At 73.2% G+C, this 17,704-nt stretch carries 17 protein-coding genes; 8 read left to right on the top strand and 9 right to left on the bottom strand.

Annotated features, from left to right (window positions below; translation table 11 throughout):
• The first annotated feature begins 29 nt into the window (after positions 1 to 29).
• The 3 genes from ACFZDA_RS16080 (at position 30) to ACFZDA_RS16070 (ending at position 4,396) form a co-directional block, all read left to right on the top strand.
• On the top strand, positions 30 to 2,417 hold the full coding sequence (locus ACFZDA_RS16080; protein WP_391080913.1) for a SpoIIE family protein phosphatase: 2,388 nt from the start codon (positions 30 to 32) through the stop codon (positions 2,415 to 2,417).
• A gap of 83 nt (positions 2,418 to 2,500) precedes the next feature.
• Positions 2,501 to 3,058: a DUF4232 domain-containing protein gene (locus ACFZDA_RS16075; protein ID WP_391080911.1), complete on the top strand. Its 558-nt coding sequence runs from the start codon at positions 2,501 to 2,503 to the stop codon at positions 3,056 to 3,058.
• 81 nt (positions 3,059 to 3,139) lie between these two features.
• Positions 3,140 to 4,396 (top strand): SLC13 family permease, encoded by a 1,257-nt coding sequence (locus ACFZDA_RS16070; RefSeq protein ID WP_391081716.1) that lies wholly within the window; start codon positions 3,140 to 3,142, stop codon positions 4,394 to 4,396.
• 13 nt (positions 4,397 to 4,409) lie between these two features.
• On the opposite strand, the gene ACFZDA_RS16065 is transcribed toward ACFZDA_RS16070, so the two are convergent.
• Together ACFZDA_RS16065 and ACFZDA_RS16060 are read right to left on the bottom strand one after the other, a co-directional pair.
• Entirely contained in the window at positions 4,410 to 6,437 is a 2,028-nt protein-coding gene (locus ACFZDA_RS16065; RefSeq protein ID WP_391080908.1) for a ricin-type beta-trefoil lectin domain protein, read from the bottom strand.
• 380 nt (positions 6,438 to 6,817) lie between these two features.
• Positions 6,818 to 7,783 (bottom strand): helix-turn-helix domain-containing protein, encoded by a 966-nt coding sequence (locus tag ACFZDA_RS16060; RefSeq protein WP_391080906.1) that lies wholly within the window; start codon positions 7,781 to 7,783, stop codon positions 6,818 to 6,820.
• 63 nt (positions 7,784 to 7,846) lie between these two features.
• Here ACFZDA_RS16060 and ACFZDA_RS16055 point away from each other — a divergent pair, with 63 nt between their 5' ends.
• Entirely contained in the window at positions 7,847 to 8,686 is an 840-nt protein-coding gene (locus ACFZDA_RS16055) for a phytanoyl-CoA dioxygenase family protein (RefSeq protein WP_391080903.1), read from the top strand.
• Between the two features lie 43 nt (positions 8,687 to 8,729).
• Here ACFZDA_RS16055 and ACFZDA_RS16050 read toward each other — a convergent pair whose 3' ends face one another.
• The 5 genes from ACFZDA_RS16050 to ACFZDA_RS16030 all read right to left on the bottom strand — a co-directional run bounded on the left by ACFZDA_RS16050 (position 8,730) and on the right by ACFZDA_RS16030 (position 12,208).
• On the bottom strand, positions 8,730 to 9,698 hold the full coding sequence (locus ACFZDA_RS16050) for an aldo/keto reductase (RefSeq protein ID WP_391080900.1): 969 nt from the start codon (positions 9,696 to 9,698) through the stop codon (positions 8,730 to 8,732).
• A 67-nt stretch (positions 9,699 to 9,765) separates the two neighbouring features.
• Complete coding sequence (locus ACFZDA_RS16045; protein WP_391080897.1) at positions 9,766 to 10,302, bottom strand: flavoprotein; 537 nt, start codon at positions 10,300 to 10,302, stop codon at positions 9,766 to 9,768.
• 28 nt (positions 10,303 to 10,330) lie between these two features.
• On the bottom strand, positions 10,331 to 10,789 hold the full coding sequence (locus tag ACFZDA_RS16040; protein ID WP_391080894.1) for a DUF1348 family protein: 459 nt from the start codon (positions 10,787 to 10,789) through the stop codon (positions 10,331 to 10,333).
• An 8-nt stretch (positions 10,790 to 10,797) separates the two neighbouring features.
• Positions 10,798 to 10,998 carry a ferredoxin gene (locus ACFZDA_RS16035; protein WP_391080891.1) on the bottom strand — a complete coding sequence of 67 codons (201 nt, stop codon included), beginning with the start codon at positions 10,996 to 10,998 and terminating at the stop codon, positions 10,798 to 10,800.
• Positions 10,999 to 11,011: 13 nt separating this feature from the next.
• On the bottom strand, positions 11,012 to 12,208 hold the full coding sequence (locus ACFZDA_RS16030) for a cytochrome P450 (RefSeq protein ID WP_391080888.1): 1,197 nt from the start codon (positions 12,206 to 12,208) through the stop codon (positions 11,012 to 11,014).
• Between the two features lie 363 nt (positions 12,209 to 12,571).
• On the opposite strand from ACFZDA_RS16030, the gene ACFZDA_RS16025 reads away from it, so the two are divergent.
• Entirely contained in the window at positions 12,572 to 13,204 is a 633-nt protein-coding gene (locus ACFZDA_RS16025) for a LysE family transporter (protein ID WP_391081714.1), read from the top strand.
• A gap of 116 nt (positions 13,205 to 13,320) precedes the next feature.
• Complete coding sequence (locus ACFZDA_RS16020) at positions 13,321 to 13,770, top strand: nitroreductase/quinone reductase family protein (RefSeq protein ID WP_391080885.1); 450 nt, start codon at positions 13,321 to 13,323, stop codon at positions 13,768 to 13,770.
• A 950-nt stretch (positions 13,771 to 14,720) separates the two neighbouring features.
• Here ACFZDA_RS16020 and ACFZDA_RS16015 read toward each other — a convergent pair.
• A complete protein-coding gene (locus tag ACFZDA_RS16015; RefSeq protein ID WP_391080882.1) occupies positions 14,721 to 15,641 on the bottom strand; it encodes a cation diffusion facilitator family transporter in 921 nt (306 codons plus the stop codon).
• A gap of 158 nt (positions 15,642 to 15,799) precedes the next feature.
• On the opposite strand from ACFZDA_RS16015, the gene ACFZDA_RS16010 reads away from it, so the two are divergent.
• Both ACFZDA_RS16010 and ACFZDA_RS16005 read left to right on the top strand, forming a co-directional pair.
• Positions 15,800 to 16,825: a glutathione S-transferase C-terminal domain-containing protein gene (locus tag ACFZDA_RS16010; RefSeq protein ID WP_391080879.1), complete on the top strand. Its 1,026-nt coding sequence runs from the start codon at positions 15,800 to 15,802 to the stop codon at positions 16,823 to 16,825.
• A 38-nt stretch (positions 16,826 to 16,863) separates the two neighbouring features.
• Positions 16,864 to 17,160: a DUF4235 domain-containing protein gene (locus ACFZDA_RS16005; RefSeq protein ID WP_086565167.1), complete on the top strand. Its 297-nt coding sequence runs from the start codon at positions 16,864 to 16,866 to the stop codon at positions 17,158 to 17,160.
• Between the two features lie 81 nt (positions 17,161 to 17,241).
• Here ACFZDA_RS16005 and ACFZDA_RS16000 read toward each other — a convergent pair whose 3' ends face one another.
• The gene (locus tag ACFZDA_RS16000) at positions 17,242 to 17,634 is read right to left on the bottom strand and encodes a VOC family protein (RefSeq protein WP_391080876.1); all 393 of its coding nucleotides are present in this window, start codon (positions 17,632 to 17,634) and stop codon (positions 17,242 to 17,244) included.
• Positions 17,635 to 17,704: the final 70 nt, after the last annotated feature.

Genomic DNA, 17,704 nt, shown 5'->3' with positions numbered 1-17,704 from the left:
ACTGTGAGTGTCCGTATGGAGTGGCGACGATGAGCCCGGACGAGCCGTTCGACGATGGCATGGCCGCCCGTGTCGTCATCGCCGCCGACGGCACGCTCACCGAGTGGAGCGAGGGCGCCCGCCGTCTGCTGGGCCACACGGCCGCCGAGGTCCTGGGCCGCCCGGCCGCCGGGCTGCTGGCCGACGGAGCGGCCCCGCCGCCCCTGCCCGCCGATTCCCGCTGGAACGGGATGCTCACGCTGCGTCACCGCGACGGGCACGCGGTCTCCGCGTGGGTGCTCGCCCACCGCAGACCGCCGGACGGCCCCGATGCCACCGAGTGGCTCGCCGTCTCGCCTCCTCAGCCCCCCGGCCCGGGGCTGCCGGACGATCCACTGATGCGGGCGGCCCTGACGCAGTCGCCCTGCGCCACGATGATCTTCGATGAGCGGCTGCGGCTGCACGGCGTCAACGACGCCATGGCGGACCTCCTCGGGCTGCCCGCCGACCGGCTGCGGGGCCTGCGGCCCACCGACGTCGGCAGCCGGCCGCAGAACGCGGAGCTGGAGGAGAATCTGCGCCGCGTGCTGAGCACCGGCCGGCGGCAGGACATGCAGACGTACATGAAGGCCAGCGGCGAGAGCCGGGGTGCGCACGCCTGGCTGGCCCGGCTCGCCCCACTGACCGACGACTCGGGCCGGGTGCGGGGCGTGTGCGTGACCGCCCACGACTTCAGCGACCAGTACCGGTCGCGGGAGCGGCTCCAGCTGGTCAACGAGGCGAGCGTGCGCATCGGCACCACCCTCGACGTCAACCGGACGGCCCAGGAACTGGCGGACGTGTGCGTCCCGGCACTCGCCGACTTCGTCAGCGTCGACCTGCTCGACGTACGCGAGCACGGCGGCGAGTCCGCCGGCCCGCCGCTCCCGCCGGTGAGCCTGCGCCGGGCCGCCCACCAGTCGGTCAACTCGGGCAGCCCCGAGGCCGTGGCCAAGCCAGGGCAGGTGGACGTCTATCCGGAGAACTCCCCGCAGGCCGCCTCGCTCATCATGGGACGCTCGGTCGTGGCGTCCGCAGCGGACGGCGGCGACCTCGAGAAGTGGCTGGCCTGGGACCCGGCGCGGTTCCGGCGCATCCGCGAGTACGGCATCCACTCGACGATGTCCGTGCCGCTCCAGGCCAGGGGCTCGACCCTCGGGGTGGCGGTCTTCACCCGCTTCCGGCGCCCCGAGCCCTTCACCGACGACGACGTGCTGCTGGCCGAGGAGGTCACGGCCCGCGCCGCCGTCTGCATCGACAACGCCCGCCGTTACTCCCGCGAGCGCGAGACGACACTCACGCTGCAACGCAGCCTGCTGCCCCGCACGCTGCCGCGCACGGCCGCCGTGGAGGCGGCCTCCCGCTATCTGCCCGCCACCCGCTCCGGCGTGGGCGGCGACTGGTTCGACGTGATCCCGCTGTCCGGGATGCGCGTCGCGATGGTCGTCGGCGACGTCGTCGGGCACGGCATCCAGGCCTCGGCCACCATGGGCCGGCTGCGCACCGCCGTCCGCACCCTCGCCGACATCGACCTGGCCCCCGACGAACTGCTCACCCACCTCGACGACCTGGTCGTCCGGCTGTCCCAGGAGTCCGGTGTCGACGCCGGCACCGGGGAGGTGGGCGCGACCTGCCTGTACGCGGTGTACGACCCCGTGTCGCGGCGCTGCACCCTGGCCCGGGCCGGGCACCCGCAGCCCCTGCTGGTGCCGCCGGACGGCCCGGCCCGGCAGCTCGACCTGCCCTCCGGTCCCCCGCTCGGTGTCGGGGGGCTGCCGTTCGAGAGCGCCGAGGTGGAGCTGCGGGAGGGCAGCGTCCTGGCGTTCCACACGGACGGGCTGCTCGCGAGCCGGGAGCGGGACCTCGACGCGAGTCACCGGATGCTCCGCGAGGCCCTGTCGGCTCCCTCCGACTCCCTGGACGAGATCTGCGACCGCGTGCTGCACGCCCTGCTCCCGCCGAGCGGCTCCGCCGACGACGTGGCCCTGCTGCTGGCCCGCACCCGGGGCCTGCCGTCCACCCAGGTGGCGACCTGGGACATCCCCGCCGACCCGGCGCTGGTGGCCCCCATCCGCAAGCAGGTCGTCGACCAGCTCGACCGCTGGGGGCTGACCGAGGCCACGTTCACCGGGGAACTGGTGGTGAGCGAGCTGGTCACCAACGCCATCCGCTACGGCGCCCAGCCCATCCGGCTGCGGCTGATCCACGACGCGTCCACGCTGATCTGCGAAGTGTCCGACACCAACCACACGGCGCCCCACCTGCGCCGCGCCAAGACCTGGGACGAGGGGGGCCGCGGTCTGCTCCTGGTCGCCCAGCTCACCCAGCGCTGGGGCAGCAGGCACACCGCCGAGGGCAAGACGATCTGGGCGGAGCTGGCCCTGCTCGACGGGCTGTGAGGACCGCGGTTTCCCGGTGCCGCCCGCCGTTCTCCCGGTGCCACCGGCGGTTTTCCCTTTGCCGCGGCGGACACCCGCAGGGCATGGCCACACCATCTCAGTCCGTACGCGTGGGGGCCGTACTCGCGAGCGCGCTCGCGGCTCTCGGCTCACTGACCGCCTGCGGCGGCACCGACCACCGTGCGCAGACCGCCGCACAGCAGGTGCCCGCCGCCGCCACCGGTACCCGCTGCCACACCTCCGAGCTGCGTGCCTCGGTCGGCCGGATGGATCCGGGGGCCGGGCAGCGCAACTTCCCGGTCGTGCTGACTAACGTCTCCTCGCGCACCTGCACCCTGCACGGCTATCCGGGAGCCGCGTTCGTAGACGCGTCCGGCCGGCAGCTGGGCCCCGACCCGAAGCGCACCCCCGGCGAGCCGGCGACCGTGACCCTGGCGCCGGGCAGGAGCGCCTGGGCGGGGCTGCGGTACGCCGCCCCCGAGGTCAGCGGCGCCCACGCCGCCACTCCGGCGGCGCTGCTGGTGACCCCGCCGGACGAGCGCAAGCCGCTTAAGGTGCGGTGGACGGCCGGTGAGGTGCCGGTCGGCGGGAACGCGTCCTCGGTGTTCCTCACGGCGTTCGAGGCGGGCAGCGGGCCGTGAGGCCGGGGCCCTCATAGGTCTCTTACCCACCCCTGGTTTCATGGGCGGGCACGCTGTGACCACGCCCCGGAGGACTCCGCCCTGAACGCCCCGCTCGCCGAAGTCCTGTCCGTGGTGCTGCTGGCCGCCGTGCTGGTCTGGGCCGTGCTCCGTCCGCGGGGGCTGCCCGAGGCCGTGCTGGCGGTTCCGGCCGCCGGGATCGCGGTCGCCGTCGGAGCGATCTCGCCGGACCACGCGTGGGAGGAGATCCAGCGGCTGGGACCCGTGGTCGGGTTCCTCGCGGCCGTGCTGGTCCTCGCGCACTTCTGTGATGTCGAGGGCCTGTTCACGGCGTGCGGGGCGTGGATGGCCCGCTGGGCGGCGGGGCGGCCCGCGCGGCTGCTGACCGCGGTGTTCGCACTGGCCTCCGTCATCACGGCCGTGCTCAGTCTGGACGCCACCGTCGTCCTGCTGACACCGGTGGTACTCGCCACCGCCACCCGGATGGGCGTCCAGGCCCGGCCGCACCTCTACGCGTGCGCGCATCTGTCGAACACCGCCTCGCTGCTGCTGCCCGTATCCAACCTGACCAACCTGCTGGCCTTCACGGCGAGCGGACTGAGTTTCACCCGGTTCGCGGCACTGATGGCGCTGCCCTGGCTGGTGGCGATCGGCGCGGAGTACCTGGTGTTCCGGCGCTTCTTCGACGAGGAACTGACCGCCCCGCTCCCCGCGCCCGACCCCGCACGGCCTCCCGAGCTGCCCCTGTTCGCCCTGGTCACCGTGGGATGCACACTCGCCGGGTTCGTCGTGGCCTCCGCCCTCGGGATCGCACCGGCCTGGGCGGCCCTGGCCGGTGCGCTCGTGCTGGCCGGGCGGGCGCTGCTGCGGCGGCGGGCCACCCCGCTGACGGTGGTGCGGTCCGCGTCCCCCGCCTTCCTGGCGTTCGTGCTCGCCCTCGGCGTCGTCGTGCGGGCGGTCGTCGACCACGGGCTCGCCGACGCGCTCCACCGGGTGCTGCCCGACGGCTCGGGCCTGCTCGCGCTGCTGGGCGTGGCCGCGCTGGCCGCCGTCCTGGCGAACCTCATCAACAACCTGCCCGCGGTCCTGGTGCTGCTGCCGCTGACCGCGGGGGCCGGCCCCGGTGCCGTGCTGGCGGTGCTGCTCGGTGTGAACATCGGGCCCAACCTGACCTACGCCGGATCGCTGGCGACCCTGCTGTGGCGGCGGATCGTGCAGCGGCACGGGCATCGGGTCGGGGTCGGGGAGTTCACCCGGCTCGGGCTGCTCGCGGTACCGGCCGCGCTGGTGCCTGCCGTGGCGGCGCTGTGGCTGTCGCTGCGCGTCGTCGGAGGCTGAGCCGCGCGTCCGGTCAGCGGCGGCCGCCTCCATAACCGCCGTAGCCGTAGCCGTAACCGGGGTACCCGTAGCCGTAACCGGGGTAGCCGTACTGGCCGCCCCCGTCGCAGGGGTAACCGTAGCGGGAGCAGCCCGAGTCGGTGGGTGCCGTGCCGGTCGGGGCCGGACGCGGTGCCGGCGGGGTGGCGGGCGGGGTCGGTGTCGCCGTGGGCGTCTTCGAGGGCGTGGGTGTCGGGGTGGGGCGCGGCGCCGGGGCTTCGGCGTGCCAGTTGACGGCCTCCATCTGGAGGTCCGCCTTGGAGGTGTCGATCACCCAGCGCTGGTCCGCGTCGTCCGCCCGGTTCTTGAGAACCAGGGACCCCGAGCCGTCGGTCGCGGCCGGAGCCAGGGCGAGATCCTGGTTCCAGCGGGGCACCAGGGCGCCCTGGAGGGTGAAGTCGTAGCGGATGTTCTTGGACTCCGGCTGGGACTCGCCCACGCAGGGGGCCAGCCGCACGGAGTAGCCGAGGTGCGAGTCCAGGCACAGGCCGGGGGCGGAGACATTGCGCAGCAGGCCGTCGGTCTCGTACGTCCACTGCTGGGCGGCGGCCGAGGAGCAGGGGGTGAGTTCGGCCTCCGCGTCGTCGACGGCCTTGTCGCCGTCGACGCCGACGCACAGCCCCGAGTCCACGTTGTGCAGCCGGCCGCGCAGCGCACCCTTCTCGGCGTCGCCCGACCCGACCCAGGACGGGTCGCCCGTCGGCTTTTCCGCACCGGAGCCGGGCGTCTGGGAGGGCCGTCCGGCACCGGCCTGCCGAGGGCCCTCGCCCGAGTTGCCGAGGGACCACAGGACCAGCGGGACGACGACCAGGCCGCTGACGGTCAGGATGCTCACGGTGAGGTTGCGGCGGCGGGCGCTACGGCGGGCCGCCTTGTGGGCGGATCTGCGGGCCGCGGTGCGGGGGCCCGCGGCGCGCGGGCCGGGGGTGGTTCCACCGGCCGGCGGGGTGTCGGGCGGGGCGGGGAAGCCGGCGTGGCTGTGGGCTGTTTTCTCCGTCGTGAGGGCGGCCGGCGTGCCGACCGGGTCGGTGAACGACTCCCCGGCCATGCCCGCGAGGACGACGGGGTCGGGGAAGGCCTCCCCGCCGGCCACATCCGCGGGGAGGCCGATCCCCGCGGCGGCCGTCTCCGGGCCGGGCCTCGGGACGTCCGTCACGCCGCTCTGCGCGACGCCGCCCGGTCTGCTCTGCGCGTACTCCAGCCCGCCCCAGCCGAGCACCGCCTCCGCCAGGGCGAGACCGAGGCCGTGGTTGAACCGGCCGAGCTGGTCCGCGGCAGCGGAGCAGTGCCCACAGCCCTGGATGTGCGCGCGCAGATCGGGATCGACGCCGAGGCCGCCCCGCCGGTACGTCACGTCGAGCAGGCGGAGATAGCGCCGGCACTCCTCGTCGGGCGCGAGCTCGCGGTGCAGTTGGAGGCTCTCCTCGCGCAGCCGGTCACGGGCCCGGTCCAGTTCGACGCGGGCGCCCTCCGCGTCCAGGCCGAGCAGCCCGGCGGGGACGGCGAGCGGTTCGGCCTCGACCTCGACGTGCCACAGCAGACAGCGCGCCGACTGGGGCAGCCGCTGGAAGGCGCCGGACAGCAGGCGCCGGTGCTGCTGCGGCAGCAGCCGGGCGGCCACCCGCTTCCCCTCGTCGGTCCCGGACAGCAGTTCCGGGTGGAGCATGTCGCGTCTGTGGTCGGTGGCCCACTCGGCGGCGATGCGCCGCACGGTGACGAGCAGATGGGGCCGCCAGGCGGAGGTCGGGCCGGTCTGGCGGAGGGTTTCGCCGAAGATCCGGGTGAACGCGGCGGTGGTGAGGATGCCGGCGGAACGCGACCCGTCGGTGCACAGCCGGGCGTAGGCGGAGGCCGCCTCCCAGTGCCGGTCCAGCAGTTCACCGACGGGGTGAAGTGCGGGGGTCGCCCCTGTCCACTTCCTGAGCTCGGCGCTCAGTTGCTCGTCCGTCGCGCCGATCCTGCGGGCCGGACCCGGAGAATTCGACGGGCCTGCGTCGTTCACGGCTGCATTCCTCTCACGGACATGCGGAAGAAAGTCCATACCAATGGGTATGTCGGCCCGGTGGCCTTGCGCATGCGAAGAAAGGCGTGTTGTCCGGACGCCGACAAGGCACACCTTTGCACAGGCCAGCGACAGGGAACAAGTGATCTAGCGGTTTCGTGCATTACGTAGGCGGGCAGGACCTTTCGACAGAACGTCAATGTGCGGCGCGAAAGGGATTTCCGCACTGTCCGTTCTGCTTTTTCCGGCACGTTTTCGCCGGGCTCCGGGCGTCGCCCCAAAACCATTGAACTGCCGCCTGCGCAGCAGCTCACACCCGCGGACCTTCCCCGCACGGCCCTTTGGACGACTCCTTCCGGAACCAATGACCACACCGCCGCTCAGCCCCACCGGCTGCCATGACCGGCGTTCCGGTAGGCCCCCGGAGGTGTCCCGTAGCGCTCGCGGAAGACGCGGTTGAAGTGGAAGGGGCTGGCGAAACCCGATGCCGCGGCGACGCGTTCCACGGGCAGGTCGGTGCCCTCCAGCAGGCGGGCGGCGTGACGCAGCCGCGCCTCGCGCAGCACACGCATGGGCGACCGGCCGACCTGGCGGCTGAACAGATGGGCGAAGCGGGACGGCGACAGGGAGACCTGCTCGGCCAGCGAGCGGACGGTGTGCGGGGCGCCCGGGTCGGCGTCGATCAGCTCCTGGGCCTGTTGGATCCGTGCGTCGAGTCCGGGACGGGGTGCCGCCGGCCGGGCACCGGCGGTGGTGAGGAGGACGATCTCCTCCAGTGCGCACAGGGCGAGTTCGCGGGCGACGCCACCGTGCGCGACGGCGATCCGCCCGACCGGGGCCGCTGTGTCGTCCGCGACGTCCCCCGAGGCCGCCGCCTCGGGCGGTGGTGCCCCGGCCCCCGGCCGACGGGCATCGGCGTGCATCCGCCGGAACGCCGCCTCGACACGGCCGTGCACCCCGGCCGGGGCGGACGTGACGACATGCACCCCGGCACCGGCCTCGTACGGCCGCAGCCACGCGGCCCACGACGGGCGGGCCCGGCAGTGCGCCCACCAGAAGCGCCAGCGCCGGGCGCCGGGCTCGACACCGTAACGGTGCGGGGCGCCCGGGGCGAGCACGACCAGCTGGCCCGCGCCGGCCGAGGTCTCCACCCCGCCCTGCCAGAGCCGCCCACGGCCTCCCGTGGTCCAGGTGAAGAGCCAACTCGCCGCCCCATGTGGCCGGTTGACGCCATAGCCGGGTGGCTGGTCGAAGTGGCCGATCACGACCGGGCCGGGCGGCGGTGCGGGGTCCCCGTCGTCCCCGTGCTCAGCAGTGCCGGGCAATCCGTCAGCACGCACGGGCATCCCCCTCGGCGGCTCGGTGTCCTAGCGTGTCGTGCCGGGGACCACTGACCGAGGAGTGCGCTCATGACAGTCACGGGCAATGGCGCCGCCGGCGCTCCCATCCTGGACCCTGCCGCCCTCCGGCGGTACCGGGAGGATTTCGAGAAGGACGGTTTCACGGTCGTGCGCGGGCTCTTCGGGGCCGACGAGACCGAGCGCCTGTGCGACGCGTTCGCGGCGCTGCGTGCGGCCGCTCCTGTTCCCGGGCACTTCGAGCCGCGCGCGGCCGGGCCGGGCGCCGATCCGCTGCACGTCTGGCCGCGGGTGATGCACCCGCACGAGATCAACGACCTCGCCCGCGACGTCCTGCTGGACGCCCGGCTGCGGACGGTGCTGGAGGTGCTCCTCGGGGAGGAGGTCCTGGCCGCGCAGAGCATGTTCTACTTCAAACCGCCGGGCGCCCGGGGGCAGGCGCTGCACCAGGACAACTTCTATCTGCGGGTGGAGCCGGGCACGTGTGTGGCGGCGTGGCTGGCCTGCGAGGTGATCGGCCGGGAGAACGGCGGGCTGGAGGTCGTGCCGGGCACGCACCGGATGGACCTGTTCTGCCCGGAGGAGGCGGACGCGGGGGTGTCCTTCGCGCGGGAGTACGTTCCGCCGCCGCCCGGTCTGGCCGCCGTGCCCGTGGACATGGAGCCGGGGGACGTCCTGTTCTTCAACGGCAGTCTGGTGCACGGGTCGCAGCCGAACCGGACGGCGGACCGGTTCCGGCGGTCGTTCATCGGGCACTACGTGGGGCGGTCGGCGGAGCGGATCGGCGGTTTCTACCGGACGTTGACGATGAGCGGGGCGCGGGTGGTGCTCCCGGAGAGCGAGGGGTCGGGGCCCTGCGGGACGGAGTTCGCGCCGCGGGGTCCCCACTAGGGCCCTAGTCGTCCGGCTGCGGGTTTCCCCTGTGGGGGCGCTTTCAGTGGCCGGCGGTCGGATGCGGTGTGTAGGGCCGCTCCAGTTCCTCGAGTTCCTTGTCGCTGAGCTCCAGCTCCACCGCCGCCACCGCGTCCTGAAGGTGCCGCGGCTTGGACGCTCCCACGATCGGGGCCGTCACCGTGTCCTGGTGGAGGAGCCAGGCCAGGGCGACCTGGGCGCGGGGCACGCCGCGCTCCCCGGCGATGCGGGTGACCGCCTCGACGATGGTGCGGTCGCCCTCCTGGTACAGGTTGCTGCCGAAGGTGTCGGTGGCGCTGCGCTCGGTCGTGGTGTCCCAGTCGCGGGTGAGGCGGCCGCGGGCGAGCGGGCTCCAGGGCAGCACGCCGACGCCCTGGTCCGCGCACAGGGGCAGCATCTCGCGCTCCTCCTCGCGGTAGAGGAGGTTGTAGTGGTTCTGCATGGAGACGAAACGGGTCCAGCCGTTCAGGCGGGCGGTGTACTGGGCCTTGGAGAACTGCCAGGCGTACATCGAACTCGCCCCGATGTAGCGGACCTTGCCGGCCTTGACGACGTCGTGCAGGGCCTCCATCGTCTCCTCGACGGGGGTGTGCGGGTCGAAGCGGTGGATCTGGTAGAGGTCGACGTAGTCGGTACCGAGGCGGGTGAGGCTCTGGTCGAGCTCGGTCATGATCGCCTTGCGGGACAGTCCGCCGCCGTTGGGCCCGGGCCGCATCCGGCCGTGCACCTTCGTGGCGAGCACGATCTCGTCGCGGCGGGCGAAGTCGCGCAGGGCCCGGCCGACGATCTCCTCGCTGGTGCCGTCGGAGTAGACGTTCGCCGTGTCGAAGAAGTTGATCCCCGCCTCGACCGCCTGGCGGATCAGGGGGCGTGAGGCCTCCTCGTCCAGGGTCCACTCGTGCCGGCCCCGGTCCGGCAGGCCGTAGGTCATGCACCCCAGACAGATCCGCGAGACGTCCAGGCCCGTCGAACCGAGCTTCACGTACTGCATCGTTGCTGCTCCTGCCTTCGGGAGGTGTTCCAGGGGGAGCGTACGTGCTCGTGTGCGCTCGAAGGCGTCAGCCGCGTTCGACCAGGTCCAGCGCCCGTTCCCAGCCGAACTCCGGCCGTCGGCCGTCCTCGTCGGGCTCTTTGGTGTACGGCTGTCCGAACCGCACGCCCATGCCCCGCAGCCGTTCGAGACTGTCCCGGTAGGCGGGGTGGGAGGCCAGCGCGTCGGCCACGCACGGCAGGACGGCGACCGGCACGCCGAGCCCCGCGACCTCGCACAGGGTGCCCAGGGCGAGGGTGTCGGCGATGCCGGCCGCCCACTTGTTGACGGTGTTGAAGGTGGCGGGCGCGACGACCACCGCGTCGGGCGCCGGGAACGGGCGCGGCTCGCCCGGGGTGCGCCAGGCGGACCGGATCGGGCGCCCCGTCTGGGCCTCGACGGCCACGGTGTCGAAGAAGCCGTTCATGGCGACGGGCGTCGCGATGACACCGACCTCCCAGTCGCGCTCCTGCGCCGCGGTGATCAGTTTGCTGACGTCCGCGGCGACACCGGCGGCGCAGACGACGACGTAGAGGAAGGGTCTCCGGGCGGCCTGTTCGGTCATCCCGGAAACCCTAGCGACTCCTCAAGGCTCACCGGACGGGAAACGTGGCTCCGCGTTCCCGCTCCGGCCGCGGGCCGAAGATGCGGCGGTCGCCCTCCTCGATCGGCACGTCGTTGATGCTCGCCTCGCGGCGGGTCATCAGGCCGTGCTCGTCGAACTCCCACAGTTCGTTGCCGTAGGAGCGCCACCACCGGCCTTCCGCGTCCCGGCACTCGTACTGGAAGCGGACCGCGATGCGGTTGCCGTCGAAGGCCCACAGGTCCTTGCGCAGCGCGTACTCCCGCTCGCGCTCCCACTTCGCGGTCAGGAACTCGACGATCTCACCGCGTCCGGTGAGGAAGGTGTCGCGATTGCGCCAGACGGAGTCCTCCGAGTAGGCGAGGGCGACCTTGTGCGGGTCGCGGGTGTTCCAGGCGTCCTCGGCGGCCTGGACCTTCTGCGCGGCGGTGTCCCGGGTGAAGGGCGGCAGCGGCGGGCGGTCGGTCATGGATCCTCTCAGCTCACCGTCTCCGACACGGTGATGGCGCTCACCGGGCAGGCCCGGGCCGCCTCCCGCACCAGCGGGCTGCCGCCGCCGTCCTCCTGGCCGGGCAGCAGGGCACTGTAGCCGTCGTCGTCCTGGGTGAACACGTCCGGGGCGGTCAGGGCGCACTGGCCCGCGCCGATGCAGACGTCCTTGTCGATGTCGATGCGCATGTCCGGAAGCCTCTTACCAAGTCACGGGGAGTTCCAGCATCCCCTGGATCGTGTCGCCCGGTTTGAAGGGGATCTCCTCGGCCGGGGCGGCCGGCCGCAGCGTGGGCAGCCGGTCGAAGAGGGTGTGCAGGGCGATCTCGAGTTCGGCGCGGGCGAGGTTCTGGCCGAGGCACTGGTGGATGCCGAAGCCGAAGGCGACGTGGTGGCGGGCCGGGCGGCTCCAGTCGAGCGTGTCCGGCTCGGGGTAGACCGTCTCGTCGCGGTTGATGACGGAGGTCGCGAAGACCACGCCGTCCCCCTTGCGGATCGTCGTCCCGGCCACCTCGATGTCCTCGACGGCCAGGCGCAGCAGACCGTCGGCGATCGACAGCATCCGCATCAGCTCCTCGACCGCGGCCGGCAGCAGTTTCGGGTCGGCGCGCAGCTCGGCCAGCCGCTCGGGGTGCTGGAGCAGGGTGAAGGTGCCGAGCGAGATCATGTTGGCGGTCGTCTCGTGGCCCGCGACCAGCAGGATGAGCGCCAGGGCGGTCAGGCCCTCGCGGTCGAGATCGCCCTCGCGCAGCTGCCGGTGGAGCAGGTCGTCGAGCAGGCCGGTGCCGGGGTCGCGCTGCTTGCGGTCGATCAGCTCGCCGAAGTAGGCCTCCAGCCGGTTGCGGGCGTCCTCCACGTCGGCGGTCTCCGGGCCGCGCAGCAGCCGTCGTGACTGGGTCTCGAAGAAGTCGTGGTCGGCGTACGGGACGCCGAGCAGGGCGCAGATCACCATGGACGGCACGGGCAGCGCGAAGGCGCTCACCAGGTCCGCGGGCGGGCCCTGGGCGATCATCGCGTCGAGCCGTTCATCCACGATCTGCTGGATCCGTGGCCGGAGTTCGACGGCCCGTTTGAGGGTGAAGTCCCCGACGACCATCCGCCGCTGGGCGCGGTGCTCGGGGTCGTCGACGCCGAGGAGGGCCGTTCTGCGGTTCTTGATCCCCGCGAATCGCCGGGTCGGGGCGGGGAAGCCGGGACGGCTGCGGTCGGAGGACAGGCGCGGGTCGGCCAGCAGGGCGCGGGCGGTCGCGTGCCCGCTGACCAGCCACGCCTCACGGCCGTCGAAGAGGGTGATCCGGGTCAGGGGACGCTCGCTGCGCAACGAGTCGTAGGCGGCGGGCGGCTGATAGGGGCAGGTCCGGCTCTGGGGGAAGGCGACGGGTGCGGTCGTTTCCGTCATGAAGACCTCGCAGACGAAGTGTGCGTCGTGCCGATCTTCATTAGATGCCCCAGGCACCTATGGGGCGACGCGAAGTTCGGCCAGATCGGTGGCGGCGGCAACATGGCCGAGGAATATGGCCGAGGAATGCCGTCTTCCCGTTCGAACGCCGGGTGTCCGGGGCCGGGAGCCGGGGGCCGGCCCCTTGCCGGAAGCGGCAGTGCGCGGGTGCCGGTGGGAAAACCGCTTGTCGGTGGGGCGGCGCAGGCCTCAGGATCCAGCCATGTCTGCTTGCGCCGTCCCGCTGCCGCTGTCCGCCGTCGCGTCTGCCGCGCGCCGACAGCAGCGGTCCGGCCGCCGTGGTGGACCGACGCCGCCGCGGTCATGACGGCCGCGCTCGTCGCGGGGCTGCTCGCCGGGTACGGCATCGCCGTCCCCGTCGGCGCCGTCGGGACGTACCTCGTCTCCCTCACCGCCCGTACGTCCCTGCGCACCGGTGTCTGCGCCGCGCTCGGCGTCGCCACCGCCGACGGGCTCTACGCCCTCGCGGCCACGCTCGGGGGCGTGGCCCTGGCCGGCGCGCTGCGGTCGGTGCTCGGGCCGCTGCGGTGGGTCTGTGTCCTGGTGCTGCTCGCGCTGGCGGCGTGGGGTGCGGTCACGGCCGTACGCGAGTACCGCGGCCACCGGCTCGCCACGCGGACGGCCCCCGCTCCCCCGGGTCCCGGCCGGGCCTACCTGGGGCTGCTCGGCATCACCCTGCTCAACCCCACGACCGTGATCTACTTCGCGGCACTCGTGCTCGGCTCCCGGGCCGCGGGCCCGGCCGGCCCTGGGGAGCAGGGCGCCTTCGTCCTCGCCGCCTCCGCCGCGTCGGCGAGCTGGCAGGTGCTGCTCGCCGGGGGCGGAGCGCTGCTGGGGCGGGCGCTGACCGGTCACCGGGGCCGGCTGGGGACGGCGCTGGTGGCGAGCGGGGTGATGACGGTGCTGGCCGTACGGACGGCGATGGCCCCGGGGTGAGACGCGCGGCCGGCCAGGATGTGGCACGGTACCCGCCGTACGGATGATTCGCGGGGGTACCGGCGTTGAAGGCGAACGCCGGTCAGGTGTGACACGACGACGAAGGGACGGATGCCATGCCCCTCCAGGGCGAGTACGAACCCAGCCCGACGCAGTGGGTGCGCAAGCAGGTGGAACTGTACGAGAGCTCCGGTGGAACGCAGGGCACGACCCTCCAGGGTTCGAAGATGCCGGTGGTCATCCTGACTTCACGGGGTGCCAGGAGCGGCAAGCTGCGCAAGACGCCGGTGATGCGGGTGGAGTACGAGGGGCGTTACGCCGCGGTCGCCTCCCTCGGGGGCGCGCCCAAGCACCCGGTCTGGTACTTCAACATCAAGGCCGATCCGCACGTGGAGCTCCAGGACGGTCCGGTGAAGCAGGACATGATCGCCCGTGAGGTCACGGGCCAGGAGAAGGCCGAGTGGTGGGAACGCGCCGTCGCGGCGTATCCGTCCTACGCCGCCTACCAGAAGAAGACGGACCGTGAGATCCCGCTGTTCGTGCTGGAGCCGGCCGACGGCGGGTGACGCGGGGGCCCTCCTCGGGCACGCCCCCGGATGATCCTCCCGACCGACTGAGGACGGTCCCTCCGGGCGTGCCGGACCGGCGCGTCCGACCGGTCGCCGAAGCGCCCTGCCTCCGGCCGAGCAGGGCTGAAGCGGCCGTCACCGGTCCGCCGGGGCACGGGGCGCCGCGCCCGGCGGGCCCGCAATGTCGCCCGCCCGGCCGGGCCAGGAACCCAACCCATCCGACGAAGCCCGCACGCCACCTGTCCCCCGGGCACGGGAGGCCGCCCGCCCGGCGGGGCCCGCAACCCAGCTGGGCCTCTAGCGCCGGGCGCAGGCCGGGTTCGGCGCCCGGCACGTTGCCGGGCCCGAACGGCTCGCCCGGGTAGCGCCCTTCCGACGAGGCCCACAACGCCACCCGCTCGGCAGGGCCCGGAACACCACCCCCTGCGACGAAACCCGCAACGCCACCTGTCCCCCGGGGTACGCGACAGCGCCCACCCGGCGAGGACCGCACCGCCGTCCCTCCGGCGAGGCCCGCAACGCCACCCGCCCCTGCCCGCCGGGGCACGAGACGCCACCCGCCCGCCGAGGCCCACCATGTCGCCCGCCCGGCAGGGCCCGGAACACCACCCCCTGCGACGAAACCCGCAACGCCACCTGTCCCCCGGGGTACGCGACAGCGCCCACCCGACGAGGACCGCACCGCCGTCCCTCCGGCGAGGCCCGCAACGCCACCCGCCCCTGCCCGCCGGGGCACGAGACGCCACCCGCCCGGCGAGGCCCGCAACACCGCCCCTCCTCCCGAGCCCGGAGACGACGGGTGTGCTCGCGTGGTTGCCCCGCTCGTGCGCAGCCCGGAGCGGTGATCACGCGGAGCGGGTCGGAGAAGCCGGCCGCCCTGTCGGGGGGCGGCTGAGAAGCTCTCCGGGCGGGGGTGCATGAACCGTCCGCGACGGGGCAAGCGTGGGTCAGGCCCCGCCGCGTTCCCCCGTCGCGGCGGGGCTTTCCGCTGCCTCCCGCGCGCGATGGTCGGTGACGTCGAGGAAGATCTGGTCGGCCTCGGGGACCGTCCGGGCGATGGAGCGTTTGATGCGGACGGCGACGTCCTCGACGCGCTCGCTGTCCAGGCCGGGCACGAGGTCGACGCGGGCGGCCACCAGGGCCGAGTCGAGACCCGTCTTCATGGTGAACAGCGCCTCCACGCTGTCGATCTCGGGCTGTGCCCGCAGCAACTCCCGGATCTTCCCGCTGGCCTCCCGGTCGGCGGCCTCGCCGATCAGCTGGTCGCGGGCGTCCCGGCCCAGCCGGTAGGCGACGTAGACCAGCAGCGCCCCGATCGCCAAGGACGCGGACGCCTCCCACACCACCTGGCCCGTGACCATGTGCAGCGCCATGCCGATGATGGCCAGCGTGACGCCGAGCACCGCCGTGCCGTCCTCGGCGACGACCGTGCGCAGGGCGGGGTCGCGCAGCCCGGCGCCCACGCCGCCCTGCCGGCGCACCTGGTACAGCGCGCGCAGCAGAGAGGCGCCCTCCGCGAGGAGGGCGATACCGAGCACGATCAGGCCCGCCACATAGCCGCCGAGTTCCTCCTCCGCTCCGCTCGCCAGGGCTTCGAAGCCCTGGAAGAAGGAGAAGCAGCCGCCCATCACGAAGATCCCGACGGCCGCGAGGAGCGACCAGAAGAACCGCTCCTTGCCGTAGCCGAAGGGGTGACGCCGGTCGGCGGGGCGGCGGCTGCGGCGCAGTGCCGCCAGTAGGAACACCTCGTTCAGGCTGTCGGCCACCGAGTGGGCCGCCTCCGACAGCAGTGCCGGTGATCCCGCGGCCAGGCCGCCGACCGCCTTGGCCGCCGCGATCACCAGGTTGGCAGCGAGCGCCACCAGCACGGTGACGCGTGTCCTCCGATCAGATCCTTCTGCAGTCACCCACGCCGATTGCCCCGGTCGGCGGTGCTCACACCGTGCCGTCGGCGGAAAAAGGGGAACGCGTCCACCAGGGCACACACGACAAGCAGGCCACCGGCACGCCGAAGGAGGTCATCCCCATGAGCCGCGACGACGGCGACGACGGCAACAGCGCCTACGGAAGGAGCAGGTTCAAGCGGTCCAAGGCGCATTTCTCGGACCGGATCACCGCCGATGGCCGGGACGGCTGGCCGGTGGAGGCCGGCCGCTACCGTCTGGTCGTCAGCCGCGCCTGCCCGTGGGCGAGCCGGTCGCTGGTCTCCCGGCGGCTGCTCGGCCTGGAGGACGCGCTGTCCCTGGCCGTCGCCGACCCGATCCAGGACGACCGCAGCTGGCGCTTCACGCTGGACGAGGACGGCCGCGACCCGGTCCTCGGCATCCGCTATCTGAGTGAGGCGTACGACCGCCGGGAGACGGACTATCCCGGCGGTGTCAGCGTGCCGGCGATCGTGGACGTGCCCAGCGGACAGCTGGTCACCAACGACTACCAGCAGCTGACGCTCGACCTCGCGACCGAATGGACGGCCCTGCACCGGCGGGGCGCGCCCGACCTGTACCCGGACACGTTGCGTGACGAGATCGACGAGGTGATGGCGGACGTCTACGAGGACGTCAACAACGGTGTGTACCGGGCGGGTTTCGCCACCGAACAGGGGGAGTACGAGGCCGCCTGCGCGGGCGTGTTCCGGCGGCTGGAGCTGCTCGCGGACCGGCTGGAACGGCAGCGGTACCTCGTCGGCGACACCATCACGGAGGCGGACATCCGGCTGTTCACCACGCTGGTCCGCTTCGACGCGGTCTACCACGGCCACTTCAAGTGCAACCGCTGGAAGCTGACGGAGAACCGGGTGCTGTGGGGATACGTCCGGGACCTCTACCAGACGCCCGGCTTCGGCGACACCGTCGACTTCGACCACATCAAGCGCCACTACTACCAGGTGCACACCGGCATCAACCCGACCCGCGTCGTGCCGCTGGGCCCGGACCTGTCCGGCTGGCTGACCCCGCACCACCGCGAGGAGCTGGGCGGCCGGCCGTTCGGTGACGGTACGCCGCCCGGGCCGGTCCGCGCCGGGGAGCGGGTCCCGGCCGCCCACACCCCCTGACCACTTCCGTCCACCCCTCACCGATCAAGGAGATTCACGTGGCCAAGAAGAAGAAGCTGCCCTTCGCCTACCAGCCCCTCGGGTTCGTGCTGGGCTGGTCGAGCGGCTGGCTGGCCGGGCTGGCCTTCCGCAAGACATGGATGGCGATCCGCAACGAGGAGGACGCGCCCGACGCGCTGGACAAGGACCGCGGCTGGGGGGAGATCCTGCTGGCCGCCGCGGTCCAGGGCGCCATCTTCGCCGTGGTGCGCAGCGCCGTGGACCGCGCGGGCGCCAAGGCCATCGAGCGTTCCACCGGCACCTGGCCGGCCGGGGAGAAGGGCGGCCGCGACTGAGAACGGCCCGGCCCCGCCCGCCGGTGCGGCGGGCGGGGCCGGGCCGTCCTGCGCGAGGGGGCGGCACGCACCGCGCCCCGTTCAGCCCTGCTTCGGTGCGGTCGGTGGAGTGCGGCGCAGGATGAAGGAGTGGCCTGCCGGGTCGGCGTAGCCGCGCTCCTCCAAGGGGCCTGAGGGCTCCTTGGCCTCCAGAGGGCGGCCGCCGAGGGCGACGACCCGGCGTTCCACGGCGTCGAGGTCGTCCACCACGAACTCCAGGTGCGCCTGGAGGGAGTTCTCGGGGCGGGGCCAGCTGGGCGGGGTCGCGTTGACGTCCCGGCGCAGGGCGATGCGGAAGCCGTCGGCGCCCTTGATCTCCACCCGGTTCGCGGTCGCGTCCGCTTCCTCCCCCTCCAGCAGTTCCTTGTAGAACACGGCGAGCTTCTCGGGCTCGGCACAGTCGAGCACCAGGACACCCGCTTTCACCAGTGCCATGTCTCCTCCGCAGGATTCCGGCCGGGGGGCGGTCGTGCCCCGCGGCCCCGTACCTTGCGGTTATCCCCGT

It is taken from the genome of Streptomyces sp. NPDC007991 (assembly GCF_042958445.1).
Taxonomy (GTDB): domain Bacteria; phylum Actinomycetota; class Actinomycetes; order Streptomycetales; family Streptomycetaceae; genus Streptomyces.
This window is presented reverse-complemented; position numbering and strand designations above follow the sequence as displayed.

What these genes read in the sequence shown, in the direction of transcription:
- ACFZDA_RS16080 (WP_391080913.1), top strand. Translation starts at nt 30, where the DNA reads ATGAGCCCGGACGAGCCGTTCGACGATGGCATGGCCGCCCGTGTCGTC.
- ACFZDA_RS16075 (WP_391080911.1), top strand. Translation starts at nt 2,501, where the DNA reads ATGGCCACACCATCTCAGTCCGTACGCGTGGGGGCCGTACTCGCGAGC.
- ACFZDA_RS16060 (WP_391080906.1), bottom strand. Translation starts at nt 7,783, where the DNA reads ATGCCCGTGCGTGCTGACGGATTGCCCGGCACTGCTGAGCACGGGGAC.
- ACFZDA_RS16055 (WP_391080903.1), top strand. Translation starts at nt 7,847, where the DNA reads ATGACAGTCACGGGCAATGGCGCCGCCGGCGCTCCCATCCTGGACCCT.
- ACFZDA_RS16050 (WP_391080900.1), bottom strand. Translation starts at nt 9,698, where the DNA reads ATGCAGTACGTGAAGCTCGGTTCGACGGGCCTGGACGTCTCGCGGATC.
- ACFZDA_RS16045 (WP_391080897.1), bottom strand. Translation starts at nt 10,302, where the DNA reads ATGACCGAACAGGCCGCCCGGAGACCCTTCCTCTACGTCGTCGTCTGC.
- ACFZDA_RS16040 (WP_391080894.1), bottom strand. Translation starts at nt 10,789, where the DNA reads ATGACCGACCGCCCGCCGCTGCCGCCCTTCACCCGGGACACCGCCGCG.
- ACFZDA_RS16035 (WP_391080891.1), bottom strand. Translation starts at nt 10,998, where the DNA reads ATGCGCATCGACATCGACAAGGACGTCTGCATCGGCGCGGGCCAGTGC.
- ACFZDA_RS16030 (WP_391080888.1), bottom strand. Translation starts at nt 12,208, where the DNA reads ATGACGGAAACGACCGCACCCGTCGCCTTCCCCCAGAGCCGGACCTGC.
- ACFZDA_RS16025 (WP_391081714.1), top strand. Translation starts at nt 12,572, where the DNA reads ATGACGGCCGCGCTCGTCGCGGGGCTGCTCGCCGGGTACGGCATCGCC.
- ACFZDA_RS16020 (WP_391080885.1), top strand. Translation starts at nt 13,321, where the DNA reads ATGCCCCTCCAGGGCGAGTACGAACCCAGCCCGACGCAGTGGGTGCGC.
- ACFZDA_RS16010 (WP_391080879.1), top strand. Translation starts at nt 15,800, where the DNA reads ATGAGCCGCGACGACGGCGACGACGGCAACAGCGCCTACGGAAGGAGC.
- ACFZDA_RS16000 (WP_391080876.1), bottom strand. Translation starts at nt 17,634, where the DNA reads ATGGCACTGGTGAAAGCGGGTGTCCTGGTGCTCGACTGTGCCGAGCCC.